This window comes from Nannocystis pusilla (genome assembly GCF_026626665.1).
In the GTDB taxonomy this organism is placed as follows: domain Bacteria; phylum Myxococcota_A; class Polyangia; order Nannocystales; family Nannocystaceae; genus Nannocystis; species Nannocystis pusilla.
Genome location: NZ_JAPNKE010000002.1, coordinates 10,493,339 through 10,518,358 on the forward strand (window position 1 = coordinate 10,493,339; position 25,020 = coordinate 10,518,358).

Annotated in this window: 21 protein-coding genes and 1 pseudogene; 13 read left to right on the plus strand and 9 right to left on the minus strand. The window is 72.8% G+C overall.

The annotated features are described in order from the left end of the window. The first annotated feature begins 109 nt into the window (after positions 1-109). The 5 genes from OV079_RS46450 to OV079_RS46470 all read left to right on the plus strand — a co-directional run bounded on the left by OV079_RS46450 (position 110) and on the right by OV079_RS46470 (position 7,306). On the plus strand, positions 110-517 hold the full coding sequence (locus OV079_RS46450) for a RidA family protein (protein WP_267776406.1): 408 nt from the start codon (positions 110-112) through the stop codon (positions 515-517). Beyond that, a complete protein-coding gene (locus OV079_RS46455; protein WP_267776407.1) occupies positions 517-3,240 on the plus strand; it encodes a carboxypeptidase-like regulatory domain-containing protein in 2,724 nt (907 codons plus the stop codon). The genes OV079_RS46450 and OV079_RS46455 overlap by 1 nt, the downstream gene beginning before the upstream one ends. Before the next feature lie 10 nt (positions 3,241-3,250). Next, positions 3,251-3,799: a hypothetical protein gene (locus OV079_RS46460; RefSeq protein WP_267776409.1), complete on the plus strand. Its 549-nt coding sequence runs from the start codon at positions 3,251-3,253 to the stop codon at positions 3,797-3,799. 142 nt (positions 3,800-3,941) lie between these two features. Beyond that, positions 3,942-6,269: a serine protein kinase PrkA gene (locus OV079_RS46465; protein WP_267776410.1), complete on the plus strand. Its 2,328-nt coding sequence runs from the start codon at positions 3,942-3,944 to the stop codon at positions 6,267-6,269. Between the two features lie 707 nt (positions 6,270-6,976). Beyond that, the gene (locus OV079_RS46470) at positions 6,977-7,306 is read left to right on the plus strand and encodes an SCP2 sterol-binding domain-containing protein (protein ID WP_267776411.1); all 330 of its coding nucleotides are present in this window, start codon (positions 6,977-6,979) and stop codon (positions 7,304-7,306) included. A gap of 22 nt (positions 7,307-7,328) precedes the next feature. Here the strand turns inward: OV079_RS46470 and OV079_RS46475 are convergent, their stop codons facing one another. The 3 genes from OV079_RS46475 to OV079_RS46485 form a co-directional block, all read right to left on the minus strand. Beyond that, positions 7,329-7,814, minus strand: a complete 486-nt coding sequence (locus tag OV079_RS46475; RefSeq protein WP_267776412.1) for a GNAT family N-acetyltransferase — start codon at positions 7,812-7,814, stop codon at positions 7,329-7,331. A 74-nt stretch (positions 7,815-7,888) separates the two neighbouring features. Further along, a complete protein-coding gene (locus OV079_RS46480) occupies positions 7,889-8,410 on the minus strand; it encodes a hypothetical protein (protein WP_267776413.1) in 522 nt (173 codons plus the stop codon). A 575-nt stretch (positions 8,411-8,985) separates the two neighbouring features. Continuing rightward, the gene (locus OV079_RS46485) at positions 8,986-9,993 is read right to left on the minus strand and encodes a cytochrome P450 (protein ID WP_267776414.1); all 1,008 of its coding nucleotides are present in this window, start codon (positions 9,991-9,993) and stop codon (positions 8,986-8,988) included. A gap of 1,112 nt (positions 9,994-11,105) precedes the next feature. Between OV079_RS46485 and OV079_RS46490 the strand changes: the two genes are divergently transcribed. Then, entirely contained in the window at positions 11,106-11,621 is a 516-nt protein-coding gene (locus OV079_RS46490; protein WP_267776416.1) for a hypothetical protein, read from the plus strand. A gap of 110 nt (positions 11,622-11,731) precedes the next feature. Here OV079_RS46490 and OV079_RS46495 read toward each other — a convergent pair whose 3' ends face one another. Next, the gene (locus OV079_RS46495) at positions 11,732-12,358 is read right to left on the minus strand and encodes a hypothetical protein (protein ID WP_267776418.1); all 627 of its coding nucleotides are present in this window, start codon (positions 12,356-12,358) and stop codon (positions 11,732-11,734) included. A gap of 109 nt (positions 12,359-12,467) precedes the next feature. On the opposite strand from OV079_RS46495, the pseudogene OV079_RS46500 reads away from it, so the two are divergent. Both OV079_RS46500 and OV079_RS46505 read left to right on the plus strand, forming a co-directional pair. Then, positions 12,468-14,175 (plus strand): annotated as a pseudogene (locus OV079_RS46500) (glutamine--tRNA ligase/YqeY domain fusion protein). Beyond that, entirely contained in the window at positions 14,172-14,630 is a 459-nt protein-coding gene (locus tag OV079_RS46505; protein ID WP_267776420.1) for a carboxymuconolactone decarboxylase family protein, read from the plus strand. Before OV079_RS46500 ends, OV079_RS46505 begins: the two are co-directional and overlap by 4 nt. 272 nt (positions 14,631-14,902) lie before the next feature. Here the strand turns inward: OV079_RS46505 and OV079_RS46510 are convergent, their stop codons facing one another. After that, positions 14,903-15,055, minus strand: coding sequence for a DUF1328 domain-containing protein (locus OV079_RS46510; RefSeq protein ID WP_267704343.1), 153 nt, complete (start codon positions 15,053-15,055; stop codon positions 14,903-14,905). A gap of 275 nt (positions 15,056-15,330) precedes the next feature. On the opposite strand from OV079_RS46510, the gene OV079_RS46515 reads away from it, so the two are divergent. Next, positions 15,331-16,380, plus strand: a complete 1,050-nt coding sequence (locus OV079_RS46515; RefSeq protein ID WP_267776422.1) for a hypothetical protein — start codon at positions 15,331-15,333, stop codon at positions 16,378-16,380. A gap of 379 nt (positions 16,381-16,759) precedes the next feature. Beyond that, entirely contained in the window at positions 16,760-17,179 is a 420-nt protein-coding gene (locus OV079_RS46520; protein ID WP_267776424.1) for a hypothetical protein, read from the plus strand. Between the two features lie 38 nt (positions 17,180-17,217). On the opposite strand, the gene OV079_RS46525 is transcribed toward OV079_RS46520, so the two are convergent. The 4 genes from OV079_RS46525 to OV079_RS46540 form a co-directional block, all read right to left on the minus strand. Continuing rightward, positions 17,218-18,234, minus strand: coding sequence for a bestrophin family protein (locus OV079_RS46525; protein ID WP_267776425.1), 1,017 nt, complete (start codon positions 18,232-18,234; stop codon positions 17,218-17,220). Positions 18,235-18,259: 25 nt separating this feature from the next. Next, positions 18,260-19,825, minus strand: coding sequence for a DUF4215 domain-containing protein (locus OV079_RS46530; protein WP_267776426.1), 1,566 nt, complete (start codon positions 19,823-19,825; stop codon positions 18,260-18,262). Positions 19,826-20,243: 418 nt separating this feature from the next. Continuing rightward, positions 20,244-21,746 (minus strand): hypothetical protein, encoded by a 1,503-nt coding sequence (locus OV079_RS46535; RefSeq protein ID WP_267776428.1) that lies wholly within the window; start codon positions 21,744-21,746, stop codon positions 20,244-20,246. Positions 21,747-22,474: 728 nt separating this feature from the next. Beyond that, positions 22,475-22,951 (minus strand): redoxin domain-containing protein, encoded by a 477-nt coding sequence (locus OV079_RS46540; protein WP_267776429.1) that lies wholly within the window; start codon positions 22,949-22,951, stop codon positions 22,475-22,477. Positions 22,952-23,069: 118 nt separating this feature from the next. On the opposite strand from OV079_RS46540, the gene OV079_RS46545 reads away from it, so the two are divergent. The 3 genes from OV079_RS46545 to OV079_RS46555 are packed head-to-tail and all read left to right on the plus strand — an operon-like array spanning position 23,070 to position 24,776. Further along, positions 23,070-24,014 (plus strand): S1 family peptidase, encoded by a 945-nt coding sequence (locus OV079_RS46545; protein WP_267776430.1) that lies wholly within the window; start codon positions 23,070-23,072, stop codon positions 24,012-24,014. Positions 24,015-24,034: 20 nt separating this feature from the next. Then, complete coding sequence (locus tag OV079_RS46550) at positions 24,035-24,484, plus strand: hypothetical protein (protein WP_267776432.1); 450 nt, start codon at positions 24,035-24,037, stop codon at positions 24,482-24,484. Next, positions 24,477-24,776 (plus strand): toll/interleukin-1 receptor domain-containing protein, encoded by a 300-nt coding sequence (locus OV079_RS46555; RefSeq protein ID WP_267776433.1) that lies wholly within the window; start codon positions 24,477-24,479, stop codon positions 24,774-24,776. Before OV079_RS46550 ends, OV079_RS46555 begins: the two co-directional genes overlap by 8 nt. Positions 24,777-25,020 lie beyond the last annotated feature (244 nt).

A 25,020-nucleotide genomic window follows, 5' to 3' on the forward strand; every position in this document is an offset into this window, starting at 1 on the left:
CGCTCGAGTCGAGCGCGCAGGGTCCATGGCCCGGCGCGCTCCTCGTATTGGGTCGCGGCGCGGTGATCGGGCCTTGCCCCAGCCGCACGCATCGGCGACCCTTGCGGCCATGCAGCACGACGCCCCGCCCGTGGTCCGTACGGTCATCTCCACCCCCGACGCGCCGGCCGCGATCGGCCCGTACAGCCAGGGGATCGTCGTCAGCGGCGGCCGCACGCTCTACACGGCCGGCCAGATCCCGCTCGACCCGCAGACGATGCAGATCGTCGAGGGCGACATCACGGCCCAGACCGAGCGGGTGATGCACAACCTCGCGGCGATCCTCCGCGCCGCCGGCATGGACTTCACCAACGTCGTGCGCTGCGGGATCTTCCTCAAGGACATGAAGGACTTCGCGGCGGTCAACGCAGTCTACGGGCGCCACTTCGGCGACCACCGCCCGGCCCGCTCGACGGTCGCGGTGGCGACGCTGCCGAAGGACGTGCTGGTCGAGATCGACGCCATCGCCGTCGGCTGATGCAGCGACGAACCCAGGCGGCGCTCGCGGGCCTGGTCGTCGCCCTCGCGGCCACCGGCGGGCTGCTCCTGCGCGGCGGCTGCGGGCGCGAGGCGGGCGAGGCGGGCGAGGCGTCGGGTGGCCCCGACGAGCCGCCCGGCGAGGCGACCGCGGCCCCGGCCGAGGCCGCCCCGCCCGCGCGCGTCCGCGGCAAGGTGATGGTCGAGGTCGGCGGAGCCCTCGCCGCGCCGCCGGATACACCTGATCCGAAGGACATGGCCGATGGGACCGGTCCTGACGGCTATGACCCTTCGGCCCTGGACAAAGAGCCAGGTGCCGACGGGCCGCCGGTGCCGCTGGCAGCGCCGCGCGAGTGCAAGGCGCGGGCGTGGCGCGGCGGGTTCCTGCTGGCCGAGGCGAGCTGCGACGCCGAGGGGATGTTCGTGCTCGACCTGGCGCTGCCGGCCGGGCCGGCGGCGGCGGTGACGGTCGAGGCGCTGGTGCCGGGCCACCTGCGCGGGGTGCTGACGGCGCCGGCGCAGGCGGGCACCGAGGCGGTGCTGCCGACGCTGGCGCTCGGGCCGGCGTCCTGGCTCAAGGGACAGGTGATCGATCGCCGCGGCCAGCCGGTGACGGGCGTGCGGATCGAGGCGGCGCCGCTGCCGGGGCTCGGCGAGCCGGAGCCGTGGCGGGTCGACAGCGACGCGGCCGGGGCCTTCGTGCTCGACACGGTGCCGAGCGGGCCGCTGCGCCTGCGCGCGACCGGGCAAGGCCTGGCGCTGTCGGTGGTCGAGGCGTTCGCGCCGGAGGCCGGGGTGGTGATCGTGGTCGACTCGCTGCAGGACCTGAGCGGCGCGGTGGTCGGCGATCCCGCGCTGGTGAGCCGCGCGCAGGTGCGGCTCGAGGGCTCGTCGCTGTGGCCGCCGATCGTGCAGCCGGCCGGCAAGGCGGGCGAGTTCCTGTTCTCGGACCTGGTCGACGGGGTCTACGGCCTGGTCGCGCAGGTGCGGGCCGACAGGCCGGGCGAGCAGGAGTACGCCTCGATCCCGCTCGAGAACCTGAGCCCGGGCGCGCACGTCAGCCTGGCGCTGATCGCCGCCCAGCGCGTGCCGGTGCAGGTCGTCAGCCCCGACGGCTCGCCGGTGCCGCGCGCCCGCGTGACCCTCGGCTACGCCAGCGTCGGCCTGCTGCAGCAGATCGCCGAGGCCGACGACGCCGGTTTGGCCGACCTCGGCCCGGTGGTGCCCGGTCCGTATGTGGTGCGCGCCGACGCCGACGGCTACCTGCCCTCGGAGTCGGTGGCGGTCGACGTCGGCAAGGAGGTGGGGGCGCGGCAGACGTTGACGCTGGTGCGCCCGGGGCGGATCGCCGGCACGGTGATCGACGACGACGGACGACCTGTCCCCGAGGCCAGCATCGTGGTCGACGCCGACACGCTCTACAGCCCCGGCGAGGCGATGATCCGCGCGCGCACGTTCAGCGCGCTGCAGCGCGGCGGCAGCCTCGGGGTCACGCGCGGGGCGGTCCCGCCGATCCCGCTGGTCGGCGACGACGAGGCCGTCGGCACCTGGGCCGAGACCGACGAGCGCGGCGACTTCTCGCTCGACACGCTGATGCCCGGCCGCTACCGCCTGCACGCGGTGCACGGCGACCACGCCGGCTCGGCGACGGTGATCGTCGACCTCAGCCCGGGCGAGCGCGAGGACGGGGTGGTGCTGACGCTCGGCCACGGGGTGCCGCTCGGCGGGCGCGTGCTCGACGGCAACCGCCAGCCGATCGCCGGCGCGCGCATCGAGCTGGCCGACGGCTCGGAGGTGACGAGCGACGGCTTCGGCATGTGGAGCGCGGGCCACCGCCGCGGCAAGCAGAAGATCATCATCCGCGCCGCGGGGATGGTGCCGGCGGTGGTCGAGGTCGACCTCGAGGGCCGGCCGACGTCGATCGAGCAGATCTTGCAACCAGCCGAGGGCGGGCTCGAGGGCCGGGTGCGCGACGGCAACGACCAGCCGATCGCCGGCGTGCGCGTGACGCTGCTGCCGGCGGGCGAGCTCGCGCCGACCGAGGTGACGTACACCGACGCGCGCGGGCTGTTCGAGCTGTCGCGCCTGGTCCCGGGGACAGCCACGCTCGAGCTCGACCACCCGGACTACGGGCCGGCGAGCAAGCGCGTGAAGATCGGCAAGACCAGCCGCGGCGAGGCGCCGGTCGAGCTCGCGCTGGCGCGCGGCTGGTCGCTCGAGGTCGTCGTCCGCGCGACCGGCAGCGGCGACCCGATCGCCGGCGCGCGCGTCGAGGTCGACGGCCAGGTGTGGGCCGCCGACGAGGCCGGCGAGGTGCGGGCCGCCCGGCTGGCGCGCGAGCGGGTGCGGGTGCGCGTCGAGGCGCCCGGCTGGGTCAGCGCGTCGACCTCGTTCGCGCGGCCGGCGGGCGGCGCCCCGGGCACGCTGGTGGTCGACCTCGAGGAGGCGGCCGGGCTCGACGGCGAGGTCACCGACGAGCGCGGCGAGCCGGTCGCGGGCGCGCGCCTCTACGTGCGCACGCGCGACGGCAACACCGTGCTCGCCGAGACGACCACCGACACCGAGGGGCGCTGGTCGGTCGAGGGGTTGCCCGAGGGCGACGTGACGGTCGAGGCGATCCCACCGCCGGGGCTCGCCGAGCTGCTGGCACCCGTGACTTTACAGACCGACGTCCGCCGCGGCCACGTGACCCGCGAGGTTGACCTGCGCTTCGATCGGCTATGATTCGCGCGCCATGACCATTCGTTCGCCGCGTTACGCGCTGCTGGTGCTCGGTCTCGCTGCCGCCTGCGGAGGCGACCAGAAGAAGCCGGCGGGTCCCGATGCCAAGAGCCCCGAGGTCAAGCCGGCCGCCGAGGCCGCGAAGCCGGCCGAACCGGCCAAGACCGCCGACGCCGCCCCGGCCGGCGACAAGGTCAAGCTCGTCGACGGCCCCGGCGACGACCGCTTCGCCCTCCGCATCACGCCGCCCGCCGACGCCGCCGTCGGCCGCGAGGGCGTGATCACCGTCGCGGCCGTGCCGCAGGGCCCCTGGCACATCAACCTCGACTTCCCGACCAAGCTCGCGCTGTCGGCGCCCGAGGGCGTCACCCTGGCGAAGGCCGACCTGGCGAAGGCCGACGCCGCCAAGCTCGACGAGAAGAGCGCGGAATTCGCCGTGAAGTTCACGCCCACTTCGGCCGGAGACAAGGCGTTCACGGGCGAGTTCAAGTTCGCCGTGTGCCAGGACGAGGCCTGCTCGCCGGTCACCCAGAAGGTCGACTTCAAGGTCGCCGTGAAGTAGCGCGCGCCCCGCGAACATTGTTCGCGGGGGTCGGCCTCGCGCCCCCGTCGCCCCGGCTTTTGCCGAGCGCGGCGAGCTCGATTACCATGGGGCTTCTCGTCACCGCGAAGTGACGCGAACGGAGGCAGCGATGGACGAGCCAGTGAGCGCCAAGACGAGGATCGAGGCGCTGGCGGCCGCGGTCGCCCAGGAGTTCGAGAGCACCCGGCGGGTGCTCAGCTTCGAGGAGTGGTTCGAGCTGCTGTGCGATCAGCCGCACGTCCACGCGCGCAACGCCGCCCAGTACCTGCGCGATTGCTTCGAATTCTACGGCCGCAGGGACGTGCGGATCCCCAGCGGCAAGGTCGCGCGCTTCAAGCTGTTCGACTGCGAGTTCGACGGCGGCTCGGGCCGCCTGGTCGGCCAGGAACCGGCCCAGAACGCCTTCTACGAGGCGCTCGACAGCTTCGTCCGGATCGGCCGGGTCAACAAGCTGCTCTTGCTGCACGGGCCCAACGGCTCGGCCAAGACGACCTTCCTCGACGCGGTGATGCGCGCGCTCGAGGCGTACTCCGAGACCGACGGCGGGGCGCTGTATCGCTTCTCGTGGGTGTTCCCGAGCAAGAGCTCGAAGAGCGGGGGCATCGGGTTCGGCAGCGGGCCGTGGAGCTCGGGGATCGGTGAGGCGACGTTCGCCAAGCTCGGCGCCGAGGCGATCGACGCCAAGCTGAGCGACGAGAACAAGGACCCGCCGCTCTACCTGATCCCGGTGGCGGAGCGGGCGGCGCTGCTGCAGTCGCAGCTGCAGGGGGCCCAGGCGCGTGAGCCGAAGGACGCTCGGCTCGAGCACTTCGTCGTCAGCGAGACGGCGCTGCGCGGCGACCTGTCGCAGCGCAACCGGCGGATCTTCGACGCCCTGCTCAACATCTACCAGGGCGACCTGCGCAAGGTGTACCAGCACGTGCAGGTCGAGCGGCTGTTCCTCAGCCGGCAGTACCGCAGCGGGCTCGTCACCGTCGAGCCGAAGCAGACCGCCGACGCGCGCAGCTTCCCGGTCACCGGCGACCGCGCCTACGCCAGCTTGCCGCCGGCCGTCGGCGGGCAGGTGCTGTTCGCCTGTCAGGGCGACCTGGTCGACGCCAACCGCGGGCTCATCAACTTCAGCGACCTGCTGAAGCGGCCGTACGAGCACTACAAGTACCTGCTGACGGCCACCGAGTCGGGCCAGGTCGCGCTCGAGCACGTGGTGCTGGCGCTCGACGTGGTGTTCGGCGGCTCGGCCAACGACCTCAACCTGCTCGAGTTCCGCGCGCTGCGCTCGGGCGAGTACCAGAGCCTGCGCGGGCGGCTGGAGCTGATCCCGGTGCCGTACCTGCTCGACTACCGGGTCGAGCGCAAGGTCTACCAGGAGCAGGTCGGCGACGTGCTGCGCGGCATCCACATCGCCCCGCACGTGCCGCGGATCCTCGCGCTGTGGGGCGTGATGACGCGGCTGCGCCCGCCCAACGCGGCCGAGTACTCGCCCAAGCTGCAGGCGGTGCTGTCGCGCCTCGGGCCGCTCGACAAGGCCGACCTCTACGCCTACGGCCGCGTGCCCGCCGGCCTCACCAGCGACGAGGCCCGCGAGCTGCTGCTGGCGGTCCCGCAGATGCATCAGGAGCGGTTCCCCCAGGCGGTCGTGCGCGCCGAGGGGGCCGAGCACCTGCTCGGCGACTACGAGGGCAGCTTCGGCGCCTCGGTCCGCGACCTCAAGCGCGTGCTGCTGGCGGCCGCCAGCGAGCCGGGCACCACCTGCGTCACCGTGCCGCGGCTGTTCAAGGAGCTGCGCAAGTTCATGGGCGACGCGCTCAACCACCGCTGGATGCTGCTGCCCAAGGCGGCGAGCGGGTTCCACCTGCTCGACGGCGAGGGCAGCATCACCGCCGCGGCCTGGAACTACTGGCTCAGCGCGTCCGACTGGGAGGTCCGCGAGGCGATGGGCCTGGTCGACGAGGCCCGCTACCTCGAGGTCTTCAAGAAGTACGTGGTCCACGTCAAGCACGCGGTCAAGCGCGAGAAGATGTTCGACCCCGTCACCGGCAACCTGCGCGACCCCGACGAGAAGTTCATGCAGGGGCTCGAGAAGACGATGGACCCGAAGGCGGGCCCGCACTTCCGCACCGACCTGCTGTCGCGGATCGGCGCGTGGGCGCTGAGCCACCCCGACGAGGAGCCGGCCTACGCCGAGATCTTCGCCGACTACTTCTACCGCCTGCGCGACGATTACTATCGCCAGCAGAAGGGCGTGGTGGCCCGCGGGATCCAGCGCATGCTCGAGCTGCTCGCCGACGACCGCCGGGCCGACAACCCGCTCGCCCCGCAAGAGGAGCAGGTGGCCCGCCGGGCGCTCGAGATCCTGCTCGGCGGTCACGACGGCGGGATCAAGCGGGAGCGTCACACCCGCGAGACGCTGCGCGAGACGCTCGTGCAGCTGTCGAAGGCGCGCTACTGACGAGCTGCGCGAGCGGCCCGCGCGGTCCGAGAGGCGGCGCGGGCCGGTGGGTCGCGAGCGACTCGCCCCATTCGTCGGGGGGCGCACCGGTACGCGGGGCGAGGTCACGAGCTGCGCGAGCGGGTCGTGCGGCGCTTCAGGGCGCGCATCGGACGGCACGGGCCGAGCTCGCGAGCTGCGCGGCCGGGCAGCGCTTCAGGGCGCCTCGGACGACGCAGGGAGAGGTAGCGAGCCGCGCGGGCCGTGCAGCGCTTCGGGGCGCGCACCGGACGACGCAGGGAGAGGTCACGAGCTGCGCTCGCGCTGATGCAGCTCGCGCTGGCGCGTCGGACCCCGCGAGCCGCTCGTGGGGCGCTTCAGGACGCGCCTCGGACGGCGCGGGCGGGGCAGTCACGGCGGCGACGCGAGCCGCGTCGGCGGCCTCGTGGTGCGCCATGCACGGCGCGCCGCAGGGGGCGTCGGCGGGCGCGCGGGGTTCGATTTTTGCGACGCTTGGACGGACATCGCATTTCGCGCGGTAGCGCGCGATACGTCGCAGTGCGCCAGGGTGCTACCAATGGTTCTACGGCCGGGCGCTGACGTACTCGGCGGCGCCGCTCGCGGCGATAAGGCGTTCCACGAGCGGCGCTCCTGCGATACCGGCGGACCCGGCGCGGAACGTTGACTCCAGCGGAACAGCGTGGCAGCGTGACCGCTGGCACCCGCGGATGAACGTCCAGCGCTTTTTCAACGAGGACCTGCCGGCGGCCCTCCGCCGTAATCCGGCGGGTGCGGCCGAGATCGGCGGGACCTATCAATTCCGGATCTCCGGCCCCGAGGGCGGCGAATGGTGGGTCGAGGTCACTCGCACCAAAACGGGCGTGTGGCCCGGCTACTGGCCCGGCGCCCAGTGCGAGCTGGCGATCGACAGCGCCGACTTCAAGAGCCTCGTCACCGGCGACCCGAACATCGCCGACGCGCTGGCCACCGCCGGCCGCCTGGTCGTGATGGGCAGCCAGTCGCTGGTCGCCCGCGTCGGCCAGCTGTCGCGCCTGTGAGGTCACGACAATGACCGAAAGGTCATGTCGTGCGGGCCAGGTCTGAAAGCGCGGGTCCGGTGAGGCGGAAGATGGTCCAGTCCGCCACCGCGCGGGCGCCGAGCGACTCGTAGAAGGCGATCGCGGGGGCGTTCCAGTCGAGCACGGCCCAGTCCATGCGGGCGCAGCCGCGCTCGACGGCGAGCTGGGCCAGGCGCACGAGCAGCTGCTTGCCGATGCCGCGGCCGCGCGCGGCCGGGTCGACGAACAGGTCCTCGAGGTAGAGGCCGGGGCGGCCGCGCCAGGTCGAGTAGTTGTGGAAGTAGAGGGCGAAGCCGACCACCGCGCCGTCGTCGTCCTCGGCGAGGAGGCACTCGAAGGGCGGGCGCTCGCTCGCGAGCTGGTCGCGCAGCGTGTCGACGGTGACCTCCACGGCGTCCGGTTCGCGCTCGTAGGTGGCGAGGTCGACGATCAAGCGGTGGATGTCGGCGGCGTCGGCGGGACCGGCGGCGCGCAGGCGGGCGGGCATGGCCGCGAGGATACGCCGCGAGCCCTGCGCGCGCGAGCGGCCCGGGGTCGCTGCCACGCCGCGTCCGCGGCCGTTCAGAACTTCAGCTGCAGGCCGCCGGCGCTGACGCCGAAGGCGGTGCGCTGCTTGCCCGGCTTCTTGTCGTCGTGCTTGACCAGGCGGCGGGTGAACATCACGGCGGGGACGAGCGCGGCGACGGTGAGGACGCCGAGGATCGGGGCCATGATGCCGGCGGTGCGGCGCTCCTGGCTGCAGTCGAGCATCGCTCCGGCGTCCTGGGCGTTGTTGCAGCGACTCAGCATGGCGAGCGGGACGATGAGGCCGACGGTGCCGAGGCCGGCGAGCGCCCACGAGGTGCCGGTGCCGGCCTGCAGGAAGCGCTGCTCGGTCTTCCAGTCGCGCTTGTAGTCGGGCGGGACGATATCCGGCTCCTTGCCGGGCGAGATGAGCCCCGGTTGATTCGCGGGCTCCACATTGCGCGCCGCCAGCGGACGCGCGATGGGAGCCTGCGTGGCCGCGACCTGCGCGGGCTCCTTCGCCGCCGCGAGGGTCGAGGTGCAGCAGAGCAGCAAGGTCAGACATGAACGTGCGAGCATGGCGGATCTCCTTGAACCTGGGCGCCGCGCCGGCCGGTCGCGACCGAGGCGCGCCAAAGGGTCGGATGGCTTATGACCCGGAGCCACGACTGGCACCAATACAGCGAACTCGAGCTTGAACCGCCCTATCGCCCCAATCGCCGCGACGACGGCCCGTCGCGGGCGAAACCGGGCTCGCGCCGGTCGCCGCCGCGGGGCGCTCGAATGCTCGCGGTCCGCTGGGCGCGCCGGTCGGCGCCGCTGCGGCGCAGCGGTATGCGCATATGTCCCGAAGTTCCAATGAGCGTACGGCCGGACGAGCGGACGCGCGGGGTCTCGGCCTTTCGCAGGAGCGAGCGGCCGGCCGCGCGATCCGGCGGCCTGTACCGCCGGGCTCGTCGGGCGGCTCAGCGGGCTCGAGGCGCGGTGGCCGACGAGCGGGGCTGTCGCGCCTCGACGGTGCTCGTGATGCGGGCGCGGCGAGGCGTCCGGGTGCGGAGACATGGCCGAAGGGTCATGTCACGTGAATGCCGGGACAGGCGGAGGTCACGCCTGAAGCGCAGGCCGCGGACCGGGTCGCCGGGGAAAAAATGACCTCAGGCGCGGGCGCGGTAGCCCACCGGCACGCGCAGGGGGCCGTACACGGCCTCGGTCGGCGGGAGCCAGGGGATCGGGCCGTCGGGGTGGAGCTCGCCGAGGCGTGCGGCCAGCATCGGCAGGGTGATCTGCAGCTGCACGCGGGCCAGCGCGGCGCCGAGGCAATAGTGGATCCCGCCGCCGAAGGTGAGGTGGACGTCGCGCTTGCGGGTGATGTCGAAGCGGTCGGGGTCGGCGAACACCTGCGCGTCGCGGTTGGCGGAGCCGGTGATCGGGAGGAGGAAGCTGCCGCGCGGGAACACGTGGCCGGCGACCTCGACGTCGGCGGTGGCGATCCGCGGCACCCCGAGCAGCGAGGCCGGCGAGAAGCGGACCACCTCCTCGGCGGCGGGCGCTGCCAGCGACGAGTCGCGGGCGAGCAGGCGCCACTGCTCGGGGTGGGCGAGGAAGGCCGCGAACGCGTGGCCGAGCTGGTTGAGGACGGTGTCGCTGCCGGCCGACATGAAGGTGACGATCATCGCCCGCAGCTCGAGGTCGGTGAGGGCGTCGCCGTTGGCCTGGGCCGCCACCAGCTTGCTGAGCAGGTCGTCGAGCGGGTCGCGGCGGCGCAGCGCGATCAGGTCGTCGATGAAGGCGCGCAGCTCGAGCATCGATGCCTCGATCCGGGCCCGGTGGGTGGCGACGCTGAGGCCGAACAGCAGACCGAGGTCGGCGGTCCAGCGGCGCACGCGGGCCTGGGCGTCGGCGGGGATGCCGACGAATGCACACAGGACGCGGCGCGCGAACGGGTCGGCGAACTCGCCCACGAGGTCGCAGCGGTCCTTGGCGACCAGGGCGGCGGTCAGCTCCTCGGCGATGGCGACGATCCGCGGGCGCACCGCCTCGACGCGGCGGACGGTGAAGGCGCGGCTGATGAGCCGGCGCAGGCGATCGTGCGCGGCGCCGTCGGTGTTGAGCAGGAAGCCGGACATGATCTCGACCAGCGGGCCGTCGTGGATCCCCTGCATGGCCAAAAAGTCAGGTCCGGGGTCCGCAGCGTACGCTGGGCCAGCGTCGCCTGGACCTCGTGGTAGCGCAGGATCGCCGGGCCCAGGGCCGTGTCCGCGCACCAGCTCTGCTCGCGTGCGGCCCGCAGCGCGCCGTGTGGGTCACGCGAGAACTCGGCGCCGTGGAGGTCGAGGAAAGGACGAACGTCGGAGTTCGCAGTCATCCAGAGTTCGCACGGTACCAGCGTCGCAAGCGGTGTGCCTCACGTTTGTCCGAGGCCGAGTGGAGCCAACCGTCTGTTGTCCGCGGTCGTCCGTCCGCGTCGGTCACGACATAGGTATGACGCGAGCGGGGAGTGATGCGTGGGAGTTCGATTCGTGGAGCCCGGCGGCGTCGTGGCGCTCGGGCTTCTCCAGCGGTGTGCGTCGGCGCCTGCGAGGGGACGCGGTCGGGGAGCTGGAGCTTGTAGCGGCAACGTCTCGGGGGGGACGGCGAAACGGCGGGGGGCTCGGGGAGCTGGAGCTTGTCGACGACCCGCGGGCGCGAGGAGCTGGAGCTTGTAGAGGCAACGGGTCGCGCGAGGTGACGGCGCGGCATGGGGCGCGGGCGTGGCTCGCGGGCGCTGGCGGAGGGACCTGCGGGATGACCAGGGCGGGAGCATCGAGCGATTCGTCCAGGGTCTTTTCCTCGTGGCGGCGAGGAGACTCCGGGACCTCCGGACGCGAGCATCGAACCCTTGGCCTCCGCGTCGTCCCTCGTCGGGCTCGTCGGCGGGGGTCCGAGGCGCGAGAGGTCGCCTCACGCGGAGGTCGCGGGCGGAGAGCCTCCTCCAGGAGCCGGAGCGAGGGTGGGGTCGCGGGTGGACAGGCTCGCGGGCGCTCGGGCCGAGCGCGCGGACTCGGGCGTCCGAGCCGCCAGGCGCCGCGGCCGGCGAATGGCGGCTGTGAATCACGACAGCGGGCGCACGCGAGGCGCGCGGGGCAATGTCAGTACATGTCTCGAGAGCCAGGTCGTGGGCGAATGTGCGCCGGCGGACGGCCTTGAGCGGGGGCCCGGCATCGGTCACATTGACTGCAGTGAGCTGGGCGATCACCGTCGGCGCAGGGGTCACGGCCGCGGCAGCGGCGCGCTGGTGGTCCCGGAGCGCCAGCGCGACGCCCGGCTGCGCGAGCTGTTGGCCCTCAGCGAGGGCGACGACCACCTCAGCACCGCGCACCTGAGCCGCGGGCTCGGCGAGCTGGCCCGGCAGGCACGCGTGGTCCGCCACGCGCTGGCGACCCCGCTGTCGTACTGGGACAACCCGCTGGCCCCGGAGACGCCGTGGGGCCGGCGGGCCCGCTGCGACGCCTACGACCGCGCGATCGGCGAGGCCCGACGGGCGCTGTGGGAGTGGCTGCTGCTGTTCCGCTGGCTCGACGAGCGCGAGCGCCTGGTCCTGCTCGGCCTCGGCCTGTCGCCGGCGCCGTTCTACGCGGCGCTGTTCCGCCCCGGGGTGTTCGACCGCAGCGACGACCTGTGGGAAGAGGTGCTGTACCCCGAGGCCCCCGACGTCGCGCATGTGTTCGCCGAGCTGCGGCGGACGATGATCGCCCTGCGGACGTTCGAGGCGACGCTGCTGGCCCGGGTGACGGACCCGTATCGGCGCTGACCGGGCCGAAGGGGCATGTCGCTCAGGACATGTGATTGGAGACATGTCCTCGAGAGCATGCTCGATGAGTCATGCCCGGAGGTCCTCCGGCGCGGCCGCGGCGGTGGCGCTCAGACCGGGCCGCCGGGGCGCACGGCCTCGAGGTCGAGGCTGAACAGGTGGTCGTCGACGGTGAACACCCAGCGCTGGCCGCGGCCGTCGAGGTCGCCGATCGTGCCCCCGGCGATGAACACCAGGATCTCGGGGTGGCCGCGCCAGCCGGTGCGCTCGCTGCGGATCTCGAGGGTGTGCTCGAGCGTGGTGGCGTCGCCGAGGGTGAGCCGCGGGGTGGCGCGCAGGCCGAGGCGGACCTGCAGGTCGCCGCCCTCGAGCGCGACCTTCTGGTCGACCGCGGCCTCGGTGCCGACGACGGCGGTGACGAGCGGGGACGACAGCACGTCGCCGCGGTCGTCGAGGGCGTGGTCGTCGGCCTTGACCGGCAGGGCGGGGTCGTCGTAGCGGCGCAGGACCAGGCGGAGCTGGACGACCCGGGGGTTGCGCAGCTCGGGCGAGAACTCCTGGACGGCGACCGGCTCGCCGGCGCCGCCGTGCGCGGACGGGTCGGGGCGGACGAGCGGCGGCGGGGCGAAGTCGACGGTGCGGGTGAGCACGAGCAGCGCACCGGCCGCCAGGGCGACGTAGGCGTGGCGGCCGAGGAAGGCCCGAACGGCGGTCCAGCGCGGAGATCCGGGGCTCACGGGGGCGAGGGAAACACGGGCCGCGCGGGCGGGGCAATTTCCCGCCACAAAGCCGCCGCGGGCCGCCGTTTGACCCTGCGGGCCCACCTGGAGTACGGATCTCGTCGCCATGACCAGCGAGAGCCAGCCGCCCGTCGACGATGGACCTTCGAACTTCATCCGCGAGCGGATCGCCCAGGACATCGCCCAGGGCCGGCGCGAGGGACGCGTGCACCCGCTTCCCGCCCGAGCCCAACGGCTACCTCCACATCGGCCACGCCAAGTCGATCTGCCTCAACTTCGGCATGGCCGCCGAGTTCGGCGGCCGCTGCCACCTCCGCTTCGACGACACCAACCCGGCCACCGAAGACGTCGAGTTCGTCGAGTCGATCCAGGAGGACATCCGCTGGCTCGGCTTCGACTGGGGCGAGCACAAGTACTTCGCGTCGGACTACTTCCAGCGGCTGTACGACTTCGCCGAGGACCTGATCCGCGCCGGCAAGGCGTTCGTCGACAGCCTCACGGCGGACGAGATCAAGGCCTACCGCGGCAACTTCTACAAGAAGGGCACCGCGAGCCCGTACCGCGACCGCAGCGTCGAGGAGAACCTCGACCTGTTCCGCCGCATGCGCGCCGGCGAGTTCGAGGAGGGCGAGCACGTGCTGCGCGCCAAGATCGACGTCGAGCACGGCAACATCAACATGCGCGACCCGCCGATCTACCGCATCAAGAAGGCGCACCACCACCGCACGGGCGACGCGTGGTGCGTCTACCCGATGTACGACTACGCGCACTGCATCTCCGACGCGCTCGAGCGGATCACCCACTCGCTGTGCACGCTGGAGTTCGAGGACCACCGCCCGCTGTACGACTGGATCCTCGCGCAGCTGACGGTGCCCGGCGACCCGGAGCAGATCGAGTTCGCCAAGCTCAACCTCAGCTACACCCTGCTCGGCAAGCGCAAGCTCAAGCAGATGGTGCTGGAGGGCATCGTGTCGGGCTGGGACGACCCGCGCATGCCGACGCTCGCGGGTCTGCGCCGCCGCGGCTACACGCCGGAGGCGATCCGCAACCTGTGCGAGCGCGTCGGGGTGTCGAAGCGCAACGGGCTCATCGACGTGACGCTGCTCGAGCACGCGCTGCGCGAGCACCTCAACGCGACCAGCCCGCGGGTGATGGGCGTGCTCTACCCGCTGAAGGTGACGCTGACGAACTGGGCCGCGGGCGAGGTCGAGTGGATCGACGCGCCGTACTTCGCCGACGACCCGGCGCGCGGGACCCGGCCGGTGCCGATCGGCCGCGAGCTGTTCATCGAGCGCGAGGACTTCAAGGAGCAGGCGGTCAAGGGCTGGTTCCGCCTGAGCCCGGGCGCCGAGGTGCGGCTGCGCCACGTCGGCATCGTCCGCTGCGACGAGGTGGTGAAGGACGCGCAGGGCGAGATCATCGAGCTGCGCTGCACGCTCGACACCGCGTCGCGCCCGGGCGGGGCGAACGCGAACCGCAAGGTCAAGGGCACGATCCACTGGGTCTCGGCCGCGCACGCGCTGCCGGTCGAGGCGCGCCTGTACGACCGCCTGTTCATGACCGAGGACCCCAACGAGGCGCCCGAGGGCAAGACGTTCCTCGACAACCTCAACCCGAAGTCGCTCGAGGTGGTCCAGGGCGCCAAGGTCGAGCCGAGCATGGCCGCGGCGCCCACCGGCACCCGCGTGCAGTTCGAGCGCCTGGCCTACTTCTGCGTCGACCGCGACAGCACCGACGAGCGCCTGGTCGTCAACCGCACCATCGGCCTGCGCGACTCGTGGGCCAAGCTCGAGGCCAAGGGCGGCGGGAAATGAACCAGGACGACCGCGTCAACCTCGGCAAGATCGCCCCCGAGCTGTACCGGGCGGTGGTGTCCCTCGACGGGCAGGTGACGCAGCGGGCCCGGGCGGCCGGGCTCGGCGACGGCTTCTGCCAGCTGCTGCGCCTGCGCGCGTCGCAGGTCAACCACTGCGCCTTCTGCGTGCGCATGCATACCCGCGACGCGCTGGCCGCCGGCGAGTCCAGCGACCGCATCAGCGTGCTGCCGGCCTGGCGCGAGACGCAGTACTTCACCGACAGGGAGCGCGCGGCGCTCGAGCTGACCGAGGCCGTCACCCTGGTCGCCCACGACCAGATCCCCGAGACCGTCTACGCCGAGGCCGCTGCGGTGCTGTCGTCGGAGGAGATCGCCGCGGTCGAGTGGCTGGCGATCCAGATGAGCCTGTGGAACCGGATCGCCATCGCCAGCCGCTACCCGGTCGGGCCGTGAAGCGCGCGTGTCCTCGGGGACATGTGATTCGCGGCGGACCGGGCGGGCGCGGCGCGGCGAGCTCGACCGCCGCGTCGTCGGCACCGAGCCGTGCGGTGCCCGCGGCCTGAGCGACGGGCGGGCGGAGCGGGCTCGTGCGCGCCCGAGAGCGCGTGCGGGACCGTGCGTGTGCACGGCCTCGCGACGAAGCGCCCTGCGGGACAGCTCGAGCTCCGCGGGACGGACGGAGCGAGCTGTCCCGCAGGACAGGTTGGAAGTTGGCAGGTTGTCGCTCAGCGCCGCATCACGAAGGTGACGACGGCGAGGATGAGACCGATGAAGGCCAGGATCTTGGCGATGTAGGCGCTCTCGGCCGCGATGCCACCAAAGCCGAAGACGGCGGCGACGAGGGCGACGATGAAGAAGACGATGGACCAGTAAAGCACGGTGGACCTCCATTCCTCGGGGCCTTGCGGCTCCCTCTCCGGAACCGTGATCGAGGTGCGAGCAGAGTCAAGCGGTGACGGTGAAATGCCCGCGCGTCCTCCGCCGGAGCGGCCTGGAACGCGATCGCGACGCGGGCGCGGGCCCTGGTCGCGGAGGTTCGATCGCGGCGATCGGCGCTCGATCTGTGGTGATTTCCAGCCCGCGGGCTCGCGCGTATCCGGGGTGCGTACAATGACGCGCTGGCCGGCGCGGCGACTCGTCGCATGGCTCTGACATGCGGCTCAACGACCTGCGCGGCGTCTCTCTGATCGCTCTCCTCCTCTCGGTCGCTCCGGGGTGTATCACCGCCGAGGGGGTGGTCCGCAAAGCGGTACCGGCGACGTTCGACGAGACCCTGTCCTTCCTCGAGGACCCCGAGTCGCAGGCGCGGATCCAGAAGCTCCTGCACGACCCGCAGATCCAGGCGGCCAGCAAAGAGCTGACCGAGTCGCTGGTCGGGGGCGCGCTCGACGGGCTCACCGACGAGCAGCGGCAGACCGCGCTGCGCGACATGAGCACGCGCTACCTCGCGGCGATCACCAAGGCGGCGGGCAAGGGCCTGAAGGAGGACATCAGCCCGGCGCTGGCCGCGACGGTGCAACAGACCCTCGACAGCGCGCTGTCGCCGAGGACGCGCCGCGAGGCCAGCGCGATGGTCAACGACCTCACGCGCACGACGGTGACGGCGCTGACGCAGTCGGCCGGCAAGGGCCTGCAGGAGGACCTCGGGCCGGCGCTGCGCCACGTGCTCGAGCAGGACGTGGGCCCGGGGCTGAAGAAGGTGGTGCGCGCGGACCTGGCCCCGGCCCTGCGCGAGGCGGTGCGCGACGAGCTGGTGCCGGTGATCGGCATCGTCTCGCGCGAGGCGAGCAAGCAGTTGGTGCTCGGCGCCGCCGACGCGCTGGCCGAGCTCGAGGTGAGGCGCGACCTCGGCCAGCTCGAGGAGTCGATCTGGACCCGCCTCGACCACATGCTGCACAAGGGCATCCAGATCAGCCAGATCATCGCCTGGGTGCTGGGCCTCGCGCTCGCGGTCGTGATCGGCCTGGTGGTGCGCGGGTCCGTGCTGCGGCGCCGCATCGAGGCGGACCGCGCACGCTCCGAGCGGCTCCTGCTCAGTTTGGTCGACGAGCTCCACCGCGGCTCGGACAAGCCCGACGTCGAGGAGCTGATGTCCCAGATCCGCACCCGCGTGCCGGATCTCGACGACAACCACTTCATGGACGAGCTGGCTCGCCGGGCCGGACCGCGGTTGCGCCGCGACAAGCCGCGTCGCCGGCTGTGAGGCGCCGAGGGGGAGCGGAGAAACGTCGCACAGGGTCCGCTGATTCGCGCCGAATGGGATGGGTGTGAGCCGGGCTCCGCGGTACCGCGCCGCGGCGCTCGGGACGCGGCCCGTCACACCGGTGCGTCTGCGTGCGCAGGCCGCACCTGGTCTCTGGGCGCCTCGGAACGCCGATCGGGGCCGGTCGGGCGCGATCGCGCGGGCGCGTGGGCGCGCCGGCTCGCGGGATCGCGCCGTTTGTCCATTGCTCGCACGAGGAAATGGATCATTGCATGGACATGTGTCCCGCGGGTCCCTCACGCCGCGGACCGGAGAACCGCCATGGAACCGATCGAAGTAAACCCCCTCGCGTCGCGATCGCACCCCGTCCGCGCCGATCTTGCTGCGCCGGCTGGCCCAGGCCGACAGCGAGCTCGAGGTGCCGATCGACGTGGAGGTCGTGACGCCGCCCCCGGCCGACGCGCCGGAGGGCTTCCGCGAGCGGCTGGCGCTGGCGCTCGGGACCACCGACGCGCGCTTGCTCGACGCGGCCGAGCGCGGCTACAAGGGCACCTGGGCGACCATCCAGGCCTATCTGCGCGAGCGGCTGGCGCTGACCATGGGCCCCAACTTCGCCGAGGCCCTGGCCAGCCGCGAGCCCGAGGCGCTACTTCGCACCTATTGCAAGGACGAGCGCCTGGTGTGGTCGATCGCGGTCAGCGACGCCCAGGTGATGGTGTTCGAGCTGCCGCGCGAGTCGTCGCGGGCCGCCGCCATCGCCGCGCGGCTCTACCCCGACGACCCCGACCTGCTGGTGTGAAGATAGGTCCTTCGGGACAGGTCCGCGCATTATCAAGATTACATCAAGATCTCGCCGCGCGGCTGGAGCAGCGGCGGGAGGTCCTTCTGGCCCGCCATCTCGCGCAGGTCGACCTCGATGGCGCGGGCGATCGCGGTGATCGGCACGTCGTTGGGCCCGCCCTCGAACGGGTTCTCGGTGCTCTCGCCGATCTTGTCCATCGTGTGGAACACCCACGCGACGATGACGCCGGCGGGGATCGTCAGCCACACGAAGCCGTCGCCGAGCTTCGAGAACTCCTGCAGCAGGCCGAGCGGGACCAGGGCGATGAACAGCCACACGAACAGCAGGTTCAAGGTGGCGAACTGCCGCGGGTACGGGAAGTTCTTGATCCGCTCGCACTTGCCCTGGTGCTCGTAGAGCTCGACCAGAGCGTCGGTGAGGGCGACGTGGCGGTAGTCGGACAAAAAGCCGCGCTCGCGCAGGTCCCGGAGCGCGTGCGACTGCTGGGCCAGCAGCTGCGCGGCCGGGTTCTTGGTGCCCAGGATCGCAGCGCAGTCGGCCGGGGTCAGCAGCTTGCCGAGCTCGATGCCGAGGTAGTCGTTGTCCCGCTCGGGGATCTGGTAGTACCGGCGGTACTCGGCGTTGTGCACGAGGCCGATGTTCTCCCACGCCCGCGGCTCCCGCAGCTGGAAGCGCAGGGCGGTCAGCCAGGCGATGTGGCGGGCGATCAGGCCGTCGCGCGCGGCCGCGAGGTCGACCGCGGGGCCGCAGAGACCTGGCTCTTGGAGCAGGTAGTCGCAGGCCATGACGCCGAACGAGCGGCTGGTGTTGACGATGCCGCCCCAGATCTGCCGCGCCTCCCACAGGCGCGCGTAGGAGGCGTTGTTCTTGAAGCCGGTGATGAAGGCGACCGCGGTGCCGATGAGGGCGATCGGCAGCCAGGGGACGGTGATCCACGACCATCCGGTGGCGTAAAGGACGGTGGGGACGGCAGCGATGACCGCGAAGGCGAAGGTCTCGCGCCGGGTCCACAGAATGACGTGCTTGAGGGGATAGTGACGGCCCGCGTGCATCGAGAGGCGTGAAGCCGCGACGGTATCACGGGGCCGGACACTGCAGCCCGGCGACGCGAACGACGACGTCGCCGCCGACGAGGTAAGTGACGCCGGTGATCCCCGAGGGCGCGACCGCGAGGCCGATCGCCGGCGGCGCGCCGAGCATGCCGTGGACGTCGGTGACCGCGCCGTGCGGGGTGAGGTCGGCGCGGAACCACCGCAGGCGCAGGTCGGAGGCCTGCGCGCTGCAATCGGCCGCCACGGGGTCGACGACGTCGCCGCACTCGGCCCAGGCGACCGCGAGGTTGCCCCACGCGTCGCTGCCGAGGTCGACGAACGGAGCGTGCATCCGCGGCGCGTCGGCGACGGGCACGATGGCCTGGGGGACGTCGGCGAGGTCGAAGGTCTGCAGAGAGACACGACCGTCGATACCGACACCGCCGAGCACGACTCGCAGATCGGGTGTCACGGCGAGGCCGCTCCACGGGTTGGCGCTGTCGGCGAGGGCGATCCCGCCGGTGACGAGGCCGCTGGTGATCGTCGGTCCGGGAGGGCCGTCGACGGGGAAGCGGCGATAGACGATGGCGCCGGCGGGATCGCCCCAGGCGACCACGAAGGCGCCGTCAGGCCAGGTCGCGATCGTGGGCGGCGTGGGGACGCCGGTGGCGTGCTCGCCGATCGCAAACTCAGCCGGGGAGACGGGATCGAAGTTGGCGATCCGGCGGACATAGACCTGCGAGAGGTTGAGCCCGGCGACGCCGACGTAGGCGAGCGTGAGCCGGCCCGCGTCGTCGAGGGCGATCGCAGGCGACTGCTGGTTGGGGTTCTTGGCGATGATGGCGTTGAGGCCAGGTTCGGCGACGCCGGCGACGACGCCGCGGACGAAGATGTCGCCGTTGTTCGCGTTGACCTCCCATGCGACCGCGAGGTCGCCGCCCGGCGCGACGGCGATCACGGGGTCGCGCAGGAGCTGGACCGGCGGGTCGGAGAGGTCGAGCGGGGCGCCGACGAGGGTGCCGTCGGCGGCGACGGTCTGGACGTCGAGGCGATCGACGAGGGCGTTGATCCGCCAGGCCACGGAGAAGGTGCCTGAGGCGTCGACGCCGATCGCCCGCGGGACGTCGTCGCCCTGCTCGGCGTTCGGATCGCTGGCCACGATCACGGGATCGCCGAGCGGGCCGACGTAGAGGGCACCGTCGCCGCAGGCGGGCTCGTGACAGTCGGGCCGACAGGCGGCGGGCTCGCTCGGGTGATTGTTCGGGCCGTCGTCGCACTCCTCGACGCCGCGCTGGACGACGCCGTCGCCGCAGGTGGCCGGCTGACAGTCGCTGCGGCAGGCGTCGCCGTCGTCGTCGTTGCCGTCGTCGCATTGCTCGCCCGGATCCAGCTGACCGTCGCCGCACGACGGCTCGGGCTCGCCGGTGGTGGAGGTCGCGGCGGTGGTGGTCGGCTCGCCGCCGGTCGGGTCGGTGGTGGTGCTGCCGGTGGTCGAGGTCGAGGTCGTGGGGGTCGGGTCGGTGGCGGGGCCGCTGGTGTGCAGGCCACCGTCGCTGAAGCAGGCCGCGACGGCCCAGGTCAGCACCAGCGCTCCGATCGCCCGGGACGACATGCGCGCGAGCTTAACCCGGGCCGGCGGTCGTCGCGGGCGGCCCGGTGTGTGCCTCCGCTCGCGCGGGCGCGGCCGCGCCCGGCGAGGTCGAACAGCCCCTGCCGCCGGCAAACTGGCGAGAAGAACATGTTTTAAAGGGAAGGCCCGGAGCCGCGAGAGGCCGCGCGCACGAGGCTTCGGCGAGCTCGCGCCTCTCGCCGCCTCTGCCTCTGTTCGTGGCCCCGGGGCGTGGGCGGTGACGGTGCGTGCGGCTTCGTCCGCAGCGGGCCGGCGTCGGAGGAGCCCGTGGCGCGGCGCGTCGTCTCGCACCTGCGCGAGCGGGCCGCCGCGATCACGTGACCGTCGAGTTCGTTCGGCTATGACCTTTAAGACATGTCTTTAGAAAAATGTCACGGAGGACATTGCACCGGGGACATGTTCAAAGGACCTTGTCGCCCTCGACGCGGGCCACCGCGGCGGCGCCGGTGGGGGCGACCGCGAGCGACAGCGGGCGGGGCATGCCGTCGCGGGTGGTGACCTCGGCGGCGGGTTCGTGCGGGGTCAGGTCGACGCGGAAGCGGCGGAACCAGGAGACCGACGGCAGGTCGGCGCAGTTCGAGGCGTCGTCGCCGGGGGCCCCGCAGGTCGACCAGGCGACCGCGAGGTGGCCCCAGGTGTCGCGGGCGACGTCGACGAACGGGACGTGGAGCGCGGCGACGTCGTCGACCTGGACGCGGGGGCCGGCGACGTCGGCGGCGTCGAAGCGCTGCAGGACGAGCAGGCCGTCGGCGTCGCGGCCGGCGATCACCGCGGCGCCGTCCGGCTGGAGGGCCGCGCCGGTCCACGGGCGGGCGCTGTTGTTGGTGCCGCCGCCGACGAACAGGCCGGTGGGGACGGGCGGGGCGGCGACCAGGTCGGGGGTGAAGCGGCGGTAGACGATCGCGCCGTCGGGGTCGCTCCAGGCGACCAGGAAGCTGCCGTCCTCGTGCACCGCGATCGTCGGCGAGCCGGCCGCGCCGAGCGGGTGGTCGCTGATCGCCTGCTCGGGCGGGCTCTCCGGGTCGGTGAACAGCGGGAAGCGGCGCAGGTAGATCTGCGTGGTCTGCTTGCCGCCCCCGGCGCGCCAGGCGGCGATCAGGGCGCCGGCCGGATCGAGGCCCACCGCGGGCGAGGAAGCGACGGCGCCGGTGAGCTTGAAGGCGGGGGCGGGCTCGTCGGCAGCGACGCCGCGGACGAACACCTGCTCGTCCTCGAACAGGCTCTGCCACGCGACCGCGTAGTCGCCGTTCGGCGCGACCGCGATCACGGAGTCACGGGCCTGCAGGAACGGCTGCTCGAGCAGCTCCACGACCCCGCCGAACGGCAGGCCGGCGGCGTCGACCCGGCGGGCCTGGACCTTGGCGAGGAAGCCGGTGAGGTGCCAGGTGACGACGAAGCTGCCGTCGGCCGCGGCGCCGATCATGCGCGGGGCGTCGTCTCCGCCGTCGATCGACTCCTCGCCGGTGGGGAGCTCGAGGTCGGGGCCGAGCGGGCCGACGTAGAGGCCGCCGTCGCCGCAGGCGGGCAGCTCGCACGTGGGGCGGCAGGTGTCGGGCGCGGTCGGGTGGTTGCCCGCGCCCAGGTCGCAGTCCTCGACGCCGAGCCAGACGACGCCGTCGCCGCAGCTGGCCGCGACGCAGGTGCCGAGGCAGGCGTCGCCGTCGTCGGCGTTGCCGTCGTCGCAGGCCTCGGTGTCGGGGTCGACGATGCCGTCGCCGCATACCGGCGGGGGCTCGCCGGTGGTCGTGGTCGCGGGCACCTCGGGTCCGGTGGTGGCGGTGCTCGTGGTGCTCGTGGTGGTGGTGCTCGTGCCGGCGTCGTCGGTGGTGAGCGCGGTGGCGCCGGCCGGGTGGTAGCCGCCGTCGCTGAAGCAGGCGGGCGCGAGCGCGGCGACGGCGAGCAACCAGGCGCAGGGACGCGGGGGCGAGGGGATCGCCGTCGGCCGGGGAGCGCGCGAGGGGATGGCCTCGGCGGGCGCGAGAGGGGGCGCGACGCGACGCGCGGGCGCGACCCGGCGGGCTGCCGTGCGCGCGGCCGGGCTGCGACGGGACGGGCGCTCATCCCGGGCACTTTACTCCGAGCGCCAGGCCGACTGGCGCGAGGGTCGCGTGTGGTCGCGCGCATGCGCCGACGCGGGTCGGGTCGCCGCCCACGTCGCCCGGCGACGACAGTGGATGTCCGAAGAGGCATGGTGCTTCGAACATGTCTGAAGATACATGTTTTCCGGCGAGCAGGCGAGCGCGCGAGGCCAGGGCGCGGGTCGTCGGCTCCGGTGACGGCCGGCTGCGGGCAGGTGCGGGTCGACGACCGCGAGGGCGCCCGCGCGCGGGCGGCTCGCGGTCACGTGCGGGTGAGCCACCGCGAGGGACCTCGCGCGCGGACAGGGCGGCCGAGCCGGAGATCAAGAGGCCGCGGCCCCGAGATCGGCGGCGACCGAGGGATCGCGCTCGGCGAGACCGCTGGCACCCCGCGGGGCCGATCCACGGCCGAGCGCTGCACGAGGTCGAAGGTGTCGTCACCGGGCCGGAGCACGGCGTTCGACGCGGCGAGTGCCGCTGCCGGGTGACCGGAGCGGCGGACCGAGACCGGGCCGCAGCGCGACGGGCGGGCTGCGGCGCGCGGGCAGACGGCTCAGGCGCCGAGCTGGCCGACGGCGGCCTTGACCTCGTCGTAGTTGGGCTCGACGCCGGGGTTGGGCGCGACCCACGCGTAGCGGACGACGCCCTGGGGGTCGATCACGAACACCGAGCGCTTGGCGGCGGTGTAGCCGGGCATGCCGGCGAAGTCGTCGTGGGCGACGCCGTAGGCGCGCACGGCCTCGCGGGCGTAGTCGGACAGCAGCGGGAAATTGAGGCCGTTCTTCTCGGCGAAGGCCTTGTTGGCGAACGGCGCGTCGACCGAGACGCCGAACACGGTGGCGTTGAGGCCGTTGAGGGCGGCCAGCGAGTCGCGGAAGGAGCACAGCTCCTTCTCGCAGACGGCGGTGAAGGCGGCCGGGAAGAACGCGAGGACGACGGTCTTGCCGCTCTGGGCGGCGAGGCTGACGCGCTGCTTGGCGTTGTCGAAGAGGTCGAAGTTGGGGGCGGGGCTGCCGACGGCGACGGTCATGGGACGCTCCTTGGAGTGAAGGCTACTACCCGCGGGCGGGGCCGCCCGCAAGGGGCCGAGCGGAACCCGGACGTCGGCGAGCGGGCGCGGACGATGTTGCAGTGATATGCTGGCGGCGATGCTCGCATTCGGGACCGCGGCGCTGCTCTCCGTCCTGTGCGGACTGCCGCTCGGCGCGGGGGCGCCGCGGCCGGTGCCGATCGTCGGCGGCGAGGCGGTGCCGGTCGAGAAGTGGACCTCGGTGGTGGCGATCCTCAGCCAGGAGACCGTCTCGACCGCGAGCCTGTGCACCGGCACGCTGGTGGCCCCGCGGGTGGTGCTGACGGCCGCGCACTGCCTGTCGCACGAGCCCAAGCTCGGCGAGATGGCGGTGGTGTTCGGCGACTCGATCTACACCAAGGACGCGCGGCGCGTGGCCGCGGTCGAGCGCTACGGCATCTATCCCACGGCCTGCGTCGAGGACTGCAAGTCGGACGCGTGGGACTTCGGCTACGTGATCCTGGCCCAGGACGTCTACGGGGTGGAGATCATCCCGCCGCTCACGACGCAAGAAGAGTGGGACGAGACGATGCACGTGGGCGACGAGATCCACGTGGTCGGCTTCGGCACCGTGCGCGACGCCGAGGACGACCCGCTGCAGACCACCGACGACGTCGGCCACAAGCGGATCATGACCACGCCGATCGACACCTTCAGCAAGAGTCGGCGCGAGTTCCGGGCCGGCGGCGAGGGCCAGGACGCGTGCGGCGGCGACTCGGGCGGGCCGGCGTTCGTGCGCCTGTCGAGCGGCGCGTACCGCCTGGCTGGGGTGACGTCCCGCGGGGTGCGCCCGTGCGGCACCGGCGACAGCGTCTACGGGGCGCCGTACCCGATCCTCACCTGGCTGCGCGAAGAGACAGGTGCGGACCTGCTGCCCGACGAGTGCCCCGACGGCGACTGCCTGGTGATGGCCGAGCCGGCCGAGGGCTGTGCGATCTCGCGCGAGCGGGGGTCGCTGGCGTGGGCGCTGCCGCTGCTGGTGTTCGCGCGGCGCAGGCGGCAGACTCGATCGCCTCGCCGATGAAACCCGAGCCGTCCCGCGCCGTGGAGAATGCCGCCGAGCGGCGGCGCTTCGAGGAGCAAGTGGCCTGGAAGGAGGTCGACCAGCTGCACGCGGCGACGCTGCAGTTCGCCGGCAAGTGCCTCGAGCTGAAGAAGCTGTGCGTGGCCCTGTGCGCGGCGCTGGTGGTGTGGCTGGCCGACAAGGACATCCGCTTCATCGAGTGCGCGGTGGTGGCCCTGGCGCTGCTGGCGTTCTTCTGGCTGGCCGACGCGCAGAACTTCTACTACCAGCGCAAGACCCGGCGCGGGATCGCGGCGGCGCTCGGGCGGGCTCGCCTGGCCCGCGGGCTCGGCAACTCGGTGTCGCCGCTGGGGCTCGAGAAAGACGCCGTCGGCTCGGTGCTGTCGAGCCTGCTCAACACGTCGCAGCTGTTCTACTTCTTCGTCGGCGTGGTCATCCTCGTCGCCCTGGCGCTGACGCACCATGCCTAGCCCGCTCCGCCGGTTCGACCGCCGGCGCACGTTCATCAGCTACGCGGTGCGCGACCTGCCGCTGTCGCGCGCGTGCCTCGAGCGCCTGCGCGCCTGCGACGAGTTCGTGTTCCTCGACTATCCGCAGCGCTGGTCGACCTCGGCGCAGCGGACGATCGCCGAGTGGGTGCGCTCGGCCGACCGCGTGATCTACGTGGCGACGCCGCACAGCCGGCTGTCGCGCTGGGTCCGCTTCGAAGTCGAGGCGGCGCGCCGCTGCGGCGTGCCGGTCGAGCGCGTGGCGCTGCTGTGAGCGTGAGCCTCGCGGTCCGAGGCAGACGATGAGGTCGAGCGCGGGGCGCCGCTGTCAGCCTCGAGGTTCGCGCAAGTCGAGCGCGGGGCGCCGCCTTGAGCGCGAGTTTCGAGGCTCGCGCAGTGCATCGGAGGAGCGCGTGGCGCTGCTGTGAGCCTCGAGGTTCGCGCAAGTCGAGCGCGGGGCGCTGCGGTGAGCGCGAGCCTCGAGGTTCGCGCAGGTCGAGCGCGGGACGTTGACGCGA

Excerpts from the sequence above, each read along its gene's own strand:
- OV079_RS46460 (WP_267776409.1), top strand. The coding sequence starts at position 3,251 with ATGACCATTCGTTCGCCGCGTTACGCGCTGCTGGTGCTCGGTCTCGCT.
- OV079_RS46470 (WP_267776411.1), top strand. The coding sequence starts at position 6,977 with ATGAACGTCCAGCGCTTTTTCAACGAGGACCTGCCGGCGGCCCTCCGC.
- OV079_RS46455 (WP_267776407.1), top strand. The coding sequence starts at position 517 with ATGCAGCGACGAACCCAGGCGGCGCTCGCGGGCCTGGTCGTCGCCCTC.
- OV079_RS46540 (WP_267776429.1), bottom strand. The coding sequence starts at position 22,951 with ATGACCGTCGCCGTCGGCAGCCCCGCCCCCAACTTCGACCTCTTCGAC.
- OV079_RS46450 (WP_267776406.1), top strand. The coding sequence starts at position 110 with ATGCAGCACGACGCCCCGCCCGTGGTCCGTACGGTCATCTCCACCCCC.
- OV079_RS46545 (WP_267776430.1), top strand. The coding sequence starts at position 23,070 with ATGCTCGCATTCGGGACCGCGGCGCTGCTCTCCGTCCTGTGCGGACTG.
- OV079_RS46485 (WP_267776414.1), bottom strand. The coding sequence starts at position 9,993 with ATGCAGGGGATCCACGACGGCCCGCTGGTCGAGATCATGTCCGGCTTC.
- OV079_RS46555 (WP_267776433.1), top strand. The coding sequence starts at position 24,477 with ATGCCTAGCCCGCTCCGCCGGTTCGACCGCCGGCGCACGTTCATCAGC.
- OV079_RS46530 (WP_267776426.1), bottom strand. The coding sequence starts at position 19,825 with ATGTCGTCCCGGGCGATCGGAGCGCTGGTGCTGACCTGGGCCGTCGCG.
- OV079_RS46515 (WP_267776422.1), top strand. The coding sequence starts at position 15,331 with ATGCGGCTCAACGACCTGCGCGGCGTCTCTCTGATCGCTCTCCTCCTC.
- OV079_RS46525 (WP_267776425.1), bottom strand. The coding sequence starts at position 18,234 with ATGCACGCGGGCCGTCACTATCCCCTCAAGCACGTCATTCTGTGGACC.
- OV079_RS46475 (WP_267776412.1), bottom strand. The coding sequence starts at position 7,814 with ATGCCCGCCCGCCTGCGCGCCGCCGGTCCCGCCGACGCCGCCGACATC.
- OV079_RS46505 (WP_267776420.1), top strand. The coding sequence starts at position 14,172 with ATGAACCAGGACGACCGCGTCAACCTCGGCAAGATCGCCCCCGAGCTG.
- OV079_RS46480 (WP_267776413.1), bottom strand. The coding sequence starts at position 8,410 with ATGCTCGCACGTTCATGTCTGACCTTGCTGCTCTGCTGCACCTCGACC.